The 15,114-nt window shown below is 38.3% G+C and carries 15 protein-coding genes and 1 other annotated feature; all 15 genes read left to right on the top strand.

What is annotated here, in order from left to right:
* Positions 1 to 261 precede the first annotated feature (261 nt).
* The 15 genes from IPU53_RS13315 to glyS all read left to right on the top strand — a co-directional run bounded on the left by IPU53_RS13315 (position 262) and on the right by glyS (position 15,093).
* Positions 262 to 1,566 carry an NfeD family protein gene (locus tag IPU53_RS13315; RefSeq protein ID WP_207451627.1) on the top strand — a complete coding sequence of 435 codons (1,305 nt, stop codon included), beginning with the start codon at positions 262 to 264 and terminating at the stop codon, positions 1,564 to 1,566.
* Between the two features lie 33 nt (positions 1,567 to 1,599).
* A complete protein-coding gene (gene floA / locus IPU53_RS13310; protein ID WP_207451441.1) occupies positions 1,600 to 2,592 on the top strand; it encodes a flotillin-like protein FloA in 993 nt (330 codons plus the stop codon).
* Between the two features lie 27 nt (positions 2,593 to 2,619).
* Positions 2,620 to 3,060 carry a hypothetical protein gene (locus IPU53_RS13305; protein ID WP_207451439.1) on the top strand — a complete coding sequence of 147 codons (441 nt, stop codon included), beginning with the start codon at positions 2,620 to 2,622 and terminating at the stop codon, positions 3,058 to 3,060.
* Positions 3,061 to 3,256: 196 nt separating this feature from the next.
* Complete coding sequence (gene yqfC, locus IPU53_RS13300; RefSeq protein ID WP_242698295.1) at positions 3,257 to 3,505, top strand: sporulation protein YqfC; 249 nt, start codon at positions 3,257 to 3,259, stop codon at positions 3,503 to 3,505.
* A 3-nt stretch (positions 3,506 to 3,508) separates the two neighbouring features.
* A complete protein-coding gene (gene yqfD, locus IPU53_RS13295) occupies positions 3,509 to 4,705 on the top strand; it encodes a sporulation protein YqfD (RefSeq protein WP_313886493.1) in 1,197 nt (398 codons plus the stop codon).
* Positions 4,706 to 4,708: 3 nt separating this feature from the next.
* Positions 4,709 to 5,683, top strand: coding sequence for a PhoH family protein (locus tag IPU53_RS13290; protein ID WP_207451433.1), 975 nt, complete (start codon positions 4,709 to 4,711; stop codon positions 5,681 to 5,683).
* A gap of 298 nt (positions 5,684 to 5,981) precedes the next feature.
* Positions 5,982 to 8,165 carry an HD family phosphohydrolase gene (locus IPU53_RS13285; RefSeq protein WP_207451431.1) on the top strand — a complete coding sequence of 728 codons (2,184 nt, stop codon included), beginning with the start codon at positions 5,982 to 5,984 and terminating at the stop codon, positions 8,163 to 8,165.
* Entirely contained in the window at positions 8,149 to 8,619 is a 471-nt protein-coding gene (gene ybeY / locus IPU53_RS13280) for an rRNA maturation RNase YbeY (protein ID WP_207451626.1), read from the top strand. Before IPU53_RS13285 ends, ybeY begins: the two co-directional genes overlap by 17 nt.
* A complete protein-coding gene (locus tag IPU53_RS13275; protein WP_242698286.1) occupies positions 8,609 to 8,992 on the top strand; it encodes a diacylglycerol kinase in 384 nt (127 codons plus the stop codon). The genes ybeY and IPU53_RS13275 overlap by 11 nt, the downstream gene beginning before the upstream one ends.
* 250 nt (positions 8,993 to 9,242) lie before the next feature.
* Entirely contained in the window at positions 9,243 to 9,650 is a 408-nt protein-coding gene (locus IPU53_RS13270; protein WP_207451428.1) for a cytidine deaminase, read from the top strand.
* A complete protein-coding gene (gene era, locus IPU53_RS13265; protein WP_207451625.1) occupies positions 9,637 to 10,557 on the top strand; it encodes a GTPase Era in 921 nt (306 codons plus the stop codon). Before IPU53_RS13270 ends, era begins: the two co-directional genes overlap by 14 nt.
* A gap of 130 nt (positions 10,558 to 10,687) precedes the next feature.
* Positions 10,688 to 10,834 (top strand): YqzL family protein, encoded by a 147-nt coding sequence (locus tag IPU53_RS13260; protein ID WP_207451427.1) that lies wholly within the window; start codon positions 10,688 to 10,690, stop codon positions 10,832 to 10,834.
* Between the two features lie 51 nt (positions 10,835 to 10,885).
* Positions 10,886 to 11,644, top strand: a complete 759-nt coding sequence (gene recO, locus IPU53_RS13255; RefSeq protein WP_207451426.1) for a DNA repair protein RecO — start codon at positions 10,886 to 10,888, stop codon at positions 11,642 to 11,644.
* Positions 11,645 to 11,719: 75 nt separating this feature from the next.
* Positions 11,720 to 11,893: a binding site (T-box leader), on the top strand.
* Between the two features lie 259 nt (positions 11,894 to 12,152).
* Positions 12,153 to 13,043 (top strand): glycine--tRNA ligase subunit alpha, encoded by an 891-nt coding sequence (glyQ, locus tag IPU53_RS13250; RefSeq protein WP_207451425.1) that lies wholly within the window; start codon positions 12,153 to 12,155, stop codon positions 13,041 to 13,043.
* Positions 13,036 to 15,093 (top strand): glycine--tRNA ligase subunit beta, encoded by a 2,058-nt coding sequence (glyS, locus tag IPU53_RS13245; protein WP_207451424.1) that lies wholly within the window; start codon positions 13,036 to 13,038, stop codon positions 15,091 to 15,093. Before glyQ ends, glyS begins: the two co-directional genes overlap by 8 nt.
* The last annotated feature ends 21 nt before the right edge of the window (positions 15,094 to 15,114 follow it).

Here is a 15,114-nt window from a genome sequence, read left to right as displayed (position 1 = left end):
CGGAATCGCCGTTTATGGATGAACGGCCAAATTTGTCACATATTTTGTGACAAGTCCTTTCAGACCCATAACTTATGGTTATGGGTCCCCTGAAAAGCTGATAAGCGATAGCTTGTCAGCTTTTTTTTCACATATCTCGCATGAAAGATCCTCAGATTTATTTCTTTGAATGGAATACCTGCAAAATAAAGTATTAATGAATCCTTTTCTTAGTCCTATTCGTATGAAAGATAGATATGCTTCGGAAAGGGGGAAAAAATGATGAGGAAAATTCTGATTGCTATCTGTTTTTCTTTAGCAGCTGTTCTTGCGTTTGTGCCTGTGTCTGCGGAGACAGAAGAATCCAATGTTTACGTCATCCCGATCAAAGAAGAAGTGACAAAAGGTCTAGAGAAATATTTGAATCGTGCAATCAATGAAGCGAAGGAAGCAAACGCAGAAGTCATTATTTTTGATATGAATACCCCAGGTGGTGCCGTGGATGCAGCGATGGATATCGGCAACCTTATATTAGATATTGATCATATAAAAACCGTTACATTTATCAATTCACGGGCATTATCGGCCGGCTCATATATCGCCCTTCATACAGAAGAGATTTACATGACATCGAATGCAACAATAGGGGCTTCAGCTATTATCAACCAAGACGGGAATACCGCTGGAGAAAAAGCAGAGAGTATGTGGATTGCTGCAATGGAGGGAGCAGCAAAGCAAAAGAATCGTGATCCAGAAATTGCGAAAGCGATGGCGATTGGGGATGTCTCCCTTCCGGAGCTCAAAAAAGAAGGCGATTTATTGACTTTGGATGCGGAAAATGCCTTAAAAGTTGGCTATTCAGACGGTACGGTTAAAAATATCGATGAGCTTTTAACAACATTAGGATATAAAGGGGCGGACATGCAAACAGTTGAGAGCACCTTTGCGGAGTCGTTAGCAAAGCTAGTGACCAATCCAGTGGTTGTCCCAATACTGTTGTCAATTGCTAGCCTAGGCCTTGTATTAGAGCTTTATACACCAGGGTTTGGAGTAGCCGGAGGGATGGGATTAACAGCGCTAATCTTATTCTTCTTTGGCCATTATATAGCCGGTTTAGCTGGTTATGAAACCTTGATCTTGTTTATTCTTGGAATCATTCTCATTGTAGCTGAATTTTTCCTTCCAGGGGGGATTGCAGGTCTCTTGGGAGCAGTAGCGATTATTGGTAGTATTATTATGGCGGGGCAAAATACCGTCTATATGGCGATTTCCGTAATCATCGCACTATTCCTTGCTGCGGTAGCCATCATTATTATGATAAAGGTGCTTGGTAAACGAATGAAATTTTTCAAAAAACTCATTTTAAAAGATTCTACCAATACAGAAAGTGGTTATGTATCTAATGTAAATCGGCTCGATTTAATTGGCCGAGAAGGAATTGCATTAACCGATTTGCGGCCATCTGGCACCGTCACAGTAGATGATGAACGCCTTGATGTAGTAGCAGAGGGAAGTTATATCGAAGCCAATACAAAGGTTAAAATTATCAAAGCAGAAGGTTCAAGAATTGTTGTTCGCGAAATATAGCATAAAATAAAATGATTTAGGGAGGAAAGATAGATGCCAGTAGAAACGATACTTTTACTGGGAGCCATTGTCGTAGGTATTATTGTTCTTTTAGTGTTATTTACTTTTGTACCGATTGGACTATGGATTTCAGCTTTAGCAGCAGGAGTAAAAATGGGGATCATTACATTAATTGGAATGAGATTGCGACGTGTTATTCCAAGGAGGGTGGTTGACCCATTAATCAAAGCGCATAAGGCGGGGCTACAAGTTACAACTAATCAATTAGAGAGCCATTATTTAGCAGGAGGTAATGTGGATCGGGTTGTTAACGCCCTGATTGCAGCACAACGCGCCAATATTGAACTTTCGTTTGAACGTGCAGCAGCGATCGATCTAGCTGGTCGAAATGTGTTAGAAGCTGTCCAAATGAGTGTTAATCCAAAAGTCATCGAAACACCGTTTATTGCCGGTGTAGCAATGGACGGGATCGAAGTAAAAGCGAAAGCGCGTATTACTGTTAGAGCCAATATTGATCGCCTTGTTGGGGGAGCGGGAGAAGATACCGTGATTGCCCGTGTAGGTGAAGGGGTTGTATCAACGATTGGTTCAAGTGATAATCACAAAAAGGTTTTGGAAAATCCAGATATGATTTCAAAGACAGTACTAAGTAAGGGATTAGACTCAGGAACAGCTTTCGAAATTCTCTCTATTGATATCGCAGACGTAGATATCGGTAAAAACATTGGTGCCCATCTGCAAACAGATCAAGCTGAAGCAGATAAGAAGATTGCTCAAGCAAAAGCAGAAGAAAGAAGAGCGATGGCTGTAGCCAATGAACAAGAAATGAAAGCCCGTGTTGAAGAGATGAGAGCAAAAGTGGTAGAAGCAGAGGCAGAAGTACCATTAGCCATGTCAGAAGCCCTTAGATCCGGGAAACTAGGTGTAATGGATTATTACTCACTACAGAATATTGATGCTGATACAGATATGAGAGATTCCATTGGAAAAATGTCCAAACCAAAGAATGATCGTAAGGACCAGTAATAACCCTAGTGAAAGGGGGAAACTCCTGTGGAACAATTTATTATTTTTATCATTGTTGCGATCGTTGGTTTACTTTTCAATCGAAGTAAAATAAATAACCAAAAGCAGCAATCAGAGCAACCAAAACCTGTCCAAACGCGTCCGATGCAAATGGAGGAAGCACGGGAAGAGTCTTCTCCTTTTGCAGAAGCAACAGAAGCTAGAACATTGAAAGACGCAGCAGATCAACTTAAAACTCAACCTGATCTCTATAAACAGCAAGAAGAAATGGCAGCAAAATTAAATGATCTAAATAGAGAGGAAGAACTTCATCGTAAAAAAATAGAAGTTATCAATACGGAAGTATACGATGAAGAGGTACAACTAGATTTAGACTTAAAACAAAAAGATATTGTAAATGGGATCATTATGTCAGAGGTTTTAGGGCCCCCGAGGGCAAGAAAACCCTATAATCGAAGAAGGACATAAGATAACATATGCATTTTCAGCAGCGATGAATTCAGTACATGAAGGGTTGTCATACCTTGTACTTCTCATCTAGAGACTCACAAAGACGAATTTAGATAAAAAACAAGTGATGAAACCCCCTTTTTGCTCATACACATGAGTGGAAAGGGGGTTCTTTACTGTGAGTAAAACGTGGACAAAGAAAATAAAAAAATGGATGACATCAAAAATGGAACTTCCCGCTGATATTATGATGGATCTTCCAAGGATAACGATGGTCGGAAATTTACATATTTATATTGAAAACCATAACGGCCTGCTCGTATTTACAGATAATGAATTGCGCTTACTCCTCAAACAGGGGCAACTATTAATAAAAGGAAAATCTTTTGTGCTGAAAACCATTCTACCAGAAGAAATCTTACTTGAAGGATATATAGAAGAAGTTCTTTATTTGAATGAATAGGGAGTGGCTTGGTTGAAAAATAAATGGATTACTTTTTTAACAGGCAGAGTACTAGTGAAGGCGACAGGACCAGGAATGGAACGATTTATTAATCGACTCGCTCGTTCCGGACTTAGTATATGGAATGTGAAAAGAAATTATGAAGGAACAGTGTACTTTTATATTACATGGCCTGATCTTCACAGATTACGTCGTGTAGCAAGGAAAGCTGATTGTACTCTTTATTTTATACGTGGTGAAGGATTACCGTTCCTTTGGAAAAGGATACTAAAAAACATTGGGTTTCCTATCGGAATTTTACTCTTTTTTGTTCTCATTTTATTTTTATCTAATATTACGTGGGGGATTCAAATCCAAGGGGCTGATCCAGAAACAGAACATAAAATTAGAAAAGAATTAACGAATCTTGGAATTGTGAATGGATCTATGCACTTGTTTTCAGAAAAACCAGATCAAATTCAAAAAAAGCTAACAGATAAAATCGATAACATTACATGGGTTGGTGTTGAATTAAAAGGGACAACTTATCATTTTCAAGTCGTACAAAAAACAGAGCCTGATAAAGTAGAAGAAGCGAGCCCACGTCATTTAGTGGCAAATAAAAAAGCAGTGATTGCGAAAATGTTTGTTGAAAAAGGAAAAGCAGTTGTGAAAAAAGACCAATTGGTTGAGAAAGGGCAAATGCTTGTCTCAGGTGAAATTGGCCAGGAAGACAAGTCCATGGCGATTATTGCCGAGGGAGAGGTTTGGGGATATACGTGGTATAATACAAAGGTGAGCTTCCCTTTGGATACGCCTCTTAAGGTTTTGAATGGAAGGGAAATGAGAAAGTATTTTTTACATTTGGGCAAACTGCAATTGCCAATTTGGGGATTCGGTAAAAACGAATTTGCTAAATATGAAACGGAAGTAGACAATAATGATATCTTTTTCTTGGGAAAAAAACTTCCCATCCAGTATTCAAAAGAGACGATTCGAGAAACAGAAGCAATTCAACGAAATTTAAAGCAGAAAGAAGCATTAGAAGCGGCAAAGGAACTGGCTAGAAGGGACTTGAAAATGAAAATCCCTCCAGATGCCAGTATTGATAAGGAAATAATTTTGCAAGACAAAGTCGAGAATGGTAAAGTTACATTATCAATTAATTTTCAGGTTTTAGAGAATATTGCCATAGAAAAACCAATCATTCAAGGAGACTGACGGATGTCTGAAGAAAACACAACAGCAAAGATTGAATTAGAAAATGCAGAAGAAGCATATAGGTTATTAGGGAATGCGGATAGTCATATTCGCTTACTTGAAGAACAATGGAAAGTATCGATTGTGACTCGTGGGGATAGCTTAACAATCTCAGGAGACACCACCGATATTGGAATTGTCGAGCAAATCATTAATCAATTATTAAACGTTATTCGAAAAGGAATTCAAGTAAGTGAAAGAGATGTAACGTACGCTTCTAATATGGCCAAAGCTGGAAAAATTGAATATTTTGCTGATCTTTTTAATGAAGAGATTGCACGAAATACGAAAGGAAAAGCAATTCGCGTAAAGACTTTGGGTCAACGTGAATATATAGACTCGATTCGGAAAAAGGATCTTGTATTTGGCATTGGGCCAGCAGGAACCGGAAAAACCTATTTGGCCGTTGTGATGGCGGTGAATGCGCTAAAAAAGAACCATGTGAATAAAATCATTTTAACGCGTCCCGCAATCGAAGCAGGAGAAAGCCTTGGCTTTCTGCCAGGTGATTTAAAGGAAAAGGTTGATCCTTACCTACGTCCTCTATACGATGCGTTAAACGATGTTCTTGGGGCAGAACATACTCAGCGCTTGATTGACCGTGGTACAATCGAAATAGCACCTCTCGCTTATATGCGAGGTCGTACATTGGATGATGCATTTGTTATTCTTGATGAGGCACAAAATACGACTCAAGCGCAAATGAAAATGTTTTTGACACGTCTTGGTTTCGAGTCGAAGATGGTGATTACCGGGGATTCGAGCCAAGTCGATTTACCGAAAGGCGCAAAGTCTGGCTTGATGGCGGCAGAAATGATCCTAAAAGATGTAAACGGGATTTCTTTTATTCATCTGAATCAAAGCGATGTTGTTCGCCATCCACTTGTTTCGCAAATTATTCAAGCATATGAACGTAATGATCAATTACCACGTTCTTAACCTCTGTCATTTTACCGTTTTGCCCAAAAGGGTGAAACGGTTTTTTAACAAAAGGTAAGAAAGTATAAAAATTGGCTAGTGTTGGGATCTAGCGCCAGCGCCTAGCCCCTCGAGGTCAAATAACCTGAAACCTATGAAGGGAAAACCGCTCTTGGGTTTAAGAATATTTGCTTGTCGCCGATAGGCGTGCGCCTTGCGCTTTTCTTAAATCTTAAAAAAATAATGCTTTCGTTGTAAAAAACTGCTATCATTTGAGTAACTGAATATCCGTCAGCTATTAAAGGGTATGGAGGATGTTATGAAATTTCATGCATACATAAGTAAAATACGTTCTTTTCTAAGCTATAAAGTGTTCACAACATTGATTTATTGCTTATTGGCTTTAGTGCTTCTGTTAATTCTGTATCATAATATGAAGCCTGAAACATATGATATGGAAAAATTCCAGGTCGCTGATAAAACGATCCGTTCACCTAAGACGATTGAAGATGAAATGAAAACAGCAGAGGAGCGAGAAAAAGCATCTGAAGCAGTAGATAAGGTATATGTGTTTAAAAAAGAGATGGCACAAAATCGTGTTTCTTTACTAACTTCTATTTTTGATTTTATTTCGGAAACGAACCACGAATCTGATCAGAATGAAAAAGAGGAAGATAAAAAGAAAAAAGAACAATCAGAAGAGATTCCATTACAGGACAGATTGAAAGTCTTAAAATCGAAATTAACGGAAAATGTGTCAGAGGATATTACAGATTCCATTTCTGATACGATATTAAATTCACTTTTACAGGCAGAAGAGTCTGATTTAGAAACAACAAAAAATGTCGTGATCCAAAATGTGGAAACGGCGATGACAGAAAAAATCCGTGATGATGATTTAAATGATGTGAAAAAGCTTGTGCAGAATCAAATTAGGGCGGCAGATTTGCCTGAGGCAATGGAAAAGGCTGGAGAAGAATTGGGGCAATACGCTATTGTACCAAATGATCTATACGATCCAGATTTAACGGAGGAACGAAAAAAACAAGCAATGGCTGAGGTGGAGCCATTCAAAATTTTACAAGGACAAATTGTTGTTCAAGAAGGCCATTTAATTGATCGGGATTCCTATCGTCAATTGGAGTTGCTCGGATTATTAAAAAGTAATCCTACCATCAAACCTTTAATTGGATTAGCTTTGTTTGTTATCCTTGTCATTGGTTCGATTTATATTTATTTTTCAAGAATCGATTTACCTGAAGATAAGAAGCAAAATTACTTATTACTATCAAGCTTCATTTTCATTTGTTCTCTGGTTGTGATGAAAATTGTCGGTCTGATTGATGAAGAAATAAATGATATGGCATATATTTTCCCAGCTGCAATGGCACCGATGCTAATTAAAATATTGATGAATGAACGGTTGGCTTTGATTATGACGATTATGCTCGCAACCTGCGGGAGTATTGTCTTTCATGATGGAATCGCAGGGACGATCAATGTTGAGGTCGCCATCTATATTCTTTTTAGTGGACTAGCAGGTATTTTGTTTTTATCAGGCCATAATGAAAGAAATCACATCTTGCGTGCAGGGATTTTTATCTCCCTTATTAACCTACTCTTAATCTTGTTTTTAATGTTTAGTGGGAGTGGACAGTATACACCGACGGAATATTTATATTTTGCTCTATATGCGGTGGTTTCTGGTCTTCTTTCAGCTGTATTCACAATTGGCTTGTTGCCATTTTTTGAAGCAGGATTTGGAATCTTATCAACAATGAGATTAATCGAATTGTCGAGTCCAAACCATCCATTATTGAAGAAAATATTAACCGAAACGCCGGGTACCTATCATCACAGTGTAATGGTCGCCAATTTAGCTGAATCTGCTTGTGAAGCAATAGGTGCAAATGGACTTTTGGCCAGGGTTGGTTGTTATTATCACGATATCGGAAAAACAAAAAGACCGCCTTTTTTCATTGAGAATCAATTAAATATCGAGAATCCCCATGATCAGCTTCCGCCTGAAACGAGTCGGGATATTATTTTAGCCCATACAACTGATGGAGCTGAGGAATTAAGGAAACATAAGCTCCCGAAAGAGATTGTTGATATTGCGGAACAACATCATGGAACAAGTCTGTTAAAATTCTTTTACTATAAGGCGAAAAAAGAGAATGAAGAGATTGCTGAAAGTGAGTTTAGGTATTCAGGGCCTAAACCACAAACAAAAGAAATAGCGATTATTAGCATGGCAGATAGTGTAGAAGCAGCGGTGCGCTCAAAGACAAATCCAACACCAGAAGAAATTCGCACACTTGTTCATCAGATTGCACAAGATAAGCTGCTCGATGGCCAGTTTAATGAGTGTGACCTAACTTTAAAAGAAATTGAAAAGGCAAAAAAGGTGTTTTGTGAGACATTAAATGGCATATTTCATTCACGAATTGAGTATCCTGACATAAAACAACAGAAGGTGATAGATGGTGGCACTCCTAATTGATACGATAGATGAGACAGGACAATTAACAGAGGAAAACTTAAAGATGGTCGAAAAGCTATTAATGTATGCGGCTGAAATAGAAGAAATTCGTGAAGACGCAGAAGTTTCCTTAATGATTGTTTCCAACCCAAAAATACAAGAAATCAATAAAGAGTATCGGGAAAAGGATCAAGTGACGGATGTGATTTCCTTCGCACTTGAGGAGAATTCTGAAGGGGAGAAGTTGATTCAAGATGCACAGTTACCACGTGTACTTGGGGATATAATTATCTCTCTTGATCGAGCGAAGGAGCAAGCACATGAATATGGACATTCCTTTAAACGAGAATTAGGCTTTCTAGCCGTCCATGGCTTTTTACACCTACTTGGATATGACCATATGAACCGAGAGGATGAAAATCGTATGTTCATGAAGCAGAATGACATATTGGCAGGTTTTGGTCTTGAAAGATAGAAGCAGTTTTTCTCTGAAGCGATTGGTATCCGCCTTTAAGTATGCGATAGAAGGGATTCAATATGCAGCTAAAGTAGAGAAAAATTTTCAAATTCATCTTGTGGCTGCAGTGATTGTGATCATTCTCTCTTTTCTTTTAAGACTTGATAAAATCGAATGGATTTTTATGATGATCTCCATTTTTGGCGTAATGGCTTTAGAATTAGTAAATTCTGCGATGGAACGGGCGGTTGATTTAGCTACAGAAAAAATTCAGCCCTTAGCAAAACAGGCAAAAGATTTAGCGGCCGCTGCAGTGTTAATTTATACGTTGATGGCCGTTTTAATCGGTATCCTTATTTTAGGCCCGAAAATCATACAGTTATTTCATTAAGGAGCTTCTAAAATTGATTTTTTGGAAGCTCCTTTTTTTAGAAATCTAACAGGGTGTATGCGCATTCGCCCATTTTTACCCATTTAGCAAAAAAACTATGCCAGAATTTGAATGTGTTAAGCAGGTACGGTAAAATAATTTTACGGTCATTTTCGATCATGAAATGGAAATGTTCAAAAAACTTTCTTGAAAATGATAACTTTTGAATGAATTTGTAGTAAAATAAGGTATGAAAGATGAGGAGAACTATTTGAATATGGAGCAATTGGTAACAGCGGCAAGCGAGGCAAGAGAAAGAGCTTATGTGCCCTATTCTACATTTGCGGTTGGGGCAGCTGTTTTGACCAAAGATGGAAAGCTTTTTACAGGATGCAATATTGAAAATGCATCTTACGGGATGACGAACTGTGCAGAACGGACAGCGATTTTTAAAGCAGTTTCAGAAGGTGAAACAGAATTTACTACGTTACTTGTGATAGCCGACACAGCCCGGCCTGTGCCTCCATGTGGAGCATGTCGCCAAGTATTAGCGGAGTTCTGTCCAAGGGATATGCCAGTGATTTTAACCAATCTCCAAGGAGATCAACAACAGACAACAGTCGAAGAACTATTGCCATTTGCATTTACAGCGGAGGATATACATGATGAATCGAAATGAAGAAAGTGAAGTTTTTAAATCTGGTTTTATTTCTATAATTGGTCGGCCGAATGTAGGGAAATCCACTTTTTTGAATCGCGTAATCGGTCAAAAAATTGCCATTATGAGTGATAAACCACAAACGACAAGAAATAAAGTTCAAGGTGTTTTAACAACAGACGATGCACAAATGATTTTTATAGACACACCAGGCATCCATAAACCGAAGCATAAACTAGGCGATTTCATGATGAAAATTGCAGTCAATTCCTTAAAAGAGGTAGATCTTATTTTGTTTATGGTAAATGCTGAGGAAGGGTTTGGACGCGGCGAAGAGTTCATCTTGGATAAACTAAGTGGAATCCAAACACCAGTTTTTCTTGTGATCAATAAAATTGATCTTATTTCTCCAGATACGCTTTTAACCACTATAGATACTTATAAGGAAAAATATGATTTTGCAGAAATTATTCCGATTTCAGCAATAGAAGGAAATAATGTTGAACGTCTACTTGAACAAATCCGGGTACGACTTGAAGAAGGTCCCCAATTTTATCCTGCAGACCAGGTTACCGATCATCCCGAGAGGTTCATTGTATCGGAAATGATCCGCGAGAAAGCGCTTCATTTAACAAGGGAAGAGGTACCACATTCCCTTGCTGTGGTGATTGATAAAATGGAGCGGCGCAAGGAAAAAGAAATGATTGATGTAATGGCTACTATTATTGTGGAGAGAGACTCGCAAAAAGGGATTGTCATCGGAAAACAAGGGAAAATGTTAAAGGAAATCGGCAAACGAGCTAGAGAGGATATTGAAAAGTTACTTGGTTCAAAAGTTTATTTAGAATTGTGGGTAAAGGTCCAAAAGGATTGGCGAAATAAAGCGTTCCATTTACGTGATTATGGTTTTACTGAAGAGGAATATTGACACATATAAGGAACTTTGACAAATTTTATACAGTATGGTTAGAAGAGATGATGAGAAAATAATCTTATTCGGCTTTATCTTTACAGAAGACGAAAAATAATTGATCACTTGGAAAGGCGGGAATTTTAAAATGTATGAATTTACGTGGAAAGTTTTCAAAGAAACAGGTAATGTCAATACGTACCTGCTTCTAAAAGAACTTGAAAAAGAAGAGCATTTGAATATTCTGCCATGTAGGGAAAATACGGACGAAGCAGACTGCACACAAGTGACTTAAGCGTGTGAATTATCCCAAATGCTGTGAACGCAGTGAAAGGGGATAAAATCAATGGTAAATAAATTTGAAGGTATTGTCATTAGAACAACAGATTATGGGGAATCAAATAAAATTGTGACAATCTACACAAGAGAGGCTGGAAAAATCGCTGGAATGGCCAGGGGAGCTAAGAAACCAAGTAATCGGTTGTCCAGCGTTTCCCAGCTCTTTACATACGGATACTTTGTTATTAGCGGAACACGAGGCTTAGGGACAATTCAGCAAGGAGAAATGATTTCATCCCTTCGATATATAAGGGAAGATATTTTTAAAACAGCTTATGCTTCCTATATTGTCGAATTGCTTGATAAGGGAACCGAAGAAAAAGAGAGTAATCCATTTTTATTTGAATTACTTTATCAAACATTGCTCTACATCAATGAAGGATACGATCCTGACATTATCACAAATATATTTGAAATGAAAATGCTCAATGTTTTTGGGTTATATCCTGAGATGAATCACTGTGCTCTTTGTGGAAAAACTGAAGCACCATTCGGTTTTTCGATTAAAGAAAATGGTCTAATCTGTCAAGACTGTTTCCAAAAGGATCCGCATTATTTTCCGGTCTCGCAAAATACGATCAAGTTGTTAAGATTATTTTATTTCTTTGATATCTATAGACTAGGATCAATATCAGTAAAAGAGGGAACAAAAAAGGAACTTCGAGACGTTATTTCCACTTATTACGATGAATTTTCTGGTTTGAATTTAAAGACGAAGCGTTTTCTAGATCAATTAGGGAAGTGGAAGAACCAATTAGGTGACTAATTTACTGACTGATACAGCGGTAAATATTGACTTTTGCTCAAAATTCAGCTATTTTCTTCTTATAGAACATTTATTTAGACTGTGAAGAAGGAAAAGAGTAACAGAAAATCTTTTCATTTTAGCGAACCTGGAATGGTGAAAGCCAGGTATGAAGATTCTGTGAACGGCATTCCTGAACAGCAAATGGAAAAAGTTGGCTACTAACAGTAGCAAATAGGGTGGAACCGCGGGTAAACTCTCGTCCCTATGCTAAAAGCATAGGACGAGGGTTTTTTTGATGCCTGGAAAAAATATGGTGTCTACATAGCGGCGTTTACGCATTTCTAGAAGGATTAAGAAAGAAAATTCGGGTAGTGTTTGGATCTAGCTCCAGGCGCCAGCGGCTCGAGGTCAAATAACCCTGAACCTAGAAAGGGAAAATGCACCCTTTCTAGGTTCAGGAACATTTGCTTGTCGCCGATAAGCGGGCGCCTTACGCTTTTCTAATTTGAATGGAGGATGAATAGAAGTGAATGTTCAAAAGGTGATTTTGACTTTACAAAAGCATTGGTCTGACTATGGGTGTATTCTTATGCAGGCTTATGACGTGGAGAAAGGGGCAGGTACCATGAGTCCTTATACATTTTTAAGGGCTATTGGTCCAGAGCCTTGGAATGTGGCCTATATAGAGCCATCAAGAAGACCAGCAGATGGTCGTTATGGAGAAAATCCAAATCGTTTATATCAACATCATCAATTTCAGGTGATTATGAAACCATCTCCGGACAATATTCAAGAAATGTATTTAGAGTCTTTAAAAGCGCTTGGCATTGATCCACTCGAGCATGATATTCGGTTTGTAGAAGATAACTGGGAAAATCCTTCTCTCGGTTGTGCGGGTCTTGGCTGGGAAGTTTGGCTTGATGGAATGGAAGTCACACAATTTACTTATTTTCAACAAGTGGGCGGATTGGAATGTAAACCTGTATCTGTTGAATTAACATATGGGATCGAAAGGTTGGCTTCTTACATTCAGGATAAAGAAAATGTATTTGATCTTGAATGGACGAATGGATTTACAATTCGTGACATTTTCTACCAACCAGAATTTGAACATTCGAAGTATGCATTTGAAACATCGAATCAGAAAATGTTATTCGATTTGTTTAACACCTACGAAACAGAAGCAAAGGAACAGATGAAGTATGGTTTAGTTCATCCAGCTTATGATTATATCTTAAAGTGTTCGCATGTTTTTAATTTACTTGATGCGAAAGGCGCTATTTCTGTAACCGAAAGAACCGGGTATATCGGGAGAATGAGAAGTATGGCTAGACAAGTTGCCAAAACATTCTATGAGGAACGGGAAAAACTTGGTTTTCCAATGCTAGAACAAAAGGAGGAAGCCCATTATGAGTAATCAAGATTTATTGCTGGAAATTGGGCTTGAGGAAATTCCTGCTCGATTTGTATTAGATGCTGTCGATCAATTACAGAAAAAAACTAAAGAGTGGTTAAAGGAAAGAAAAATAGAATTTGGAGAGGTTCGGGCGTTTTCGACTCCGAGAAGGTTAGCGGTCCTTATATCCAATGTAGCTGAATCCCAAGAAGATACGGAATTAGAAGTGAAGGGACCGACAAAGAAAATTGCACTGGATCAAGAAGGGAATTGGTCAAAAGCCGCAGTCGGTTTTTCGAAATCTCAGGGAGCGGCAGTAGATGATATCTTTTTTAAAGAATTAAAAGGAGTAGAATACGCTTTTGTTCAGAAATTTGAAAAGGGGCGAGCAACGGAAGAAATTTTACCGGATCTGAAAGAAATTATTACATCACTTCATTTTCCAAATAATATGCACTGGGGAAATTTAAGCACGCGTTATATCCGCCCCATTCGCTGGATTGTTGCTTTATTTGGGCAAAATATCATCCCATTCACTGTCGCAAATGTGGATTCGGGTAATCAAACGTATGGTCATCGTTTTCTAGGTGAGAAGATTCGCTTAACAGCGCCAAAAGAATATGAACAACTGCTACTTGGCCAGTATGTGATTGCAGATTATGAGACAAGGAAAGCAGCGATCAAAGAACAAATAGCAAAACTAGCGGATGAACAACACTGGATTATTCCCGTTGACCCGACATTATTAGAAGAGGTTACAAATCTTGTGGAATATCCAACTGTTTTTCAAGGTTCTTTCCAAGGTAGCTTCCTTGAATTACCGAAAGAAGTCTTAATTACCTCCATGAAGGAGCACCAGCGATATTTTCCAGTCGAAGACCAAAACAATCAGCTGCTTCCTCATTTTATTGCTGTTCGAAACGGTGATCATCGACATTTGGAAACCGTCATGAGAGGAAATGAAAAAGTGCTCCGCGCCCGTTTGCAAGATGCGGATTTCTTTTATCATGAAGATCAAAAATTGTCCATTGAGCAAGCACTAGAGAAGTTAAAAAATATTGTTTACCATGAAAAGCTTGGAACACTTGCTGAGAAAGTGAAGAGAGTAACATCGATCGCGGAAGAAATTGCACAGATACTAGATGTTTCAGAGCAGGAAAAATCCTCTATTAGCAGAGCGGCTGAAATTAGTAAGTTTGATTTAGTGACGAATATGGTGGATGAATTTCCGGAATTGCAGGGAATTATGGGGGAAAAGTATGCTTTGCTCCACGGTGAGAAACCTGAAGTAACCCAAGCCATCCGAGAACATTACCAACCGATTCATCCAGAGGACCCAGCGCCAAGTTCGATTGTCGGCTCAGTGATCAGTACAGCTGATAAATTGGATTCGATCGTCTCTTCCTTTTCAATTGGATTAGTACCAACTGGTTCGCAGGATCCTTATGCTCTCAGACGACAGGCTGCTGGAATTGTAAAGATATTGCAGGTGAAAAACTGGGATATAGCCTTACCAGCCCTATTAAAATTAGCTTTAAAAGGAAATCATCAAGAAGATAATCAAGAGCTTTACGAACAACTTAAAAAGTTTTTCAGATTAAGATTAAATTATTTATTAGAAGAAAAAGGAATTCGATATGATATTGTGGAAGCTATATTAGACAGTGAGTGGAATAGTATCCCAGAGCTCACTCAAAGAGCTGAAGTATTGGAACGAAACAGTCAACAACCAAACTTTAAGGCCATTGTCGAATCATTATCAAGAGTACTAAATATCGCAAGCAAAGCAGAGCAAACCGCAAACATTCATAAGGATCTTTTCGAAAACGAATATGAAAAGAAATTGTATGAAGAATGGCAGCAAGCAGAAATCTTAATGACAAATGAACACTCTGTGGAAGCCCGTTATCAATCACTAGCCTCCCTAGAACCAGCGATTTCAGCCTATTTCGATCATACTATGGTCATGACGGAAAATGAATCACTTAAAACAAATCGCTTGGCACAAATGAAAAACTTAGCTAAACTCATCTATCAATTCGCAGATATGAATAAAATACTCGTGAAGTAAACAAAAGAAGAAGCGACTGTT

Source organism: Bacillus sp. SD088 (assembly GCF_017355205.1).
In the GTDB taxonomy this organism is placed as follows: domain Bacteria; phylum Bacillota; class Bacilli; order Bacillales; family Bacillaceae_C; genus Lederbergia.
The sequence above is the reverse complement of the archived record's forward strand: the minus strand, read 5'-3'. Positions and strand labels throughout refer to the sequence as shown.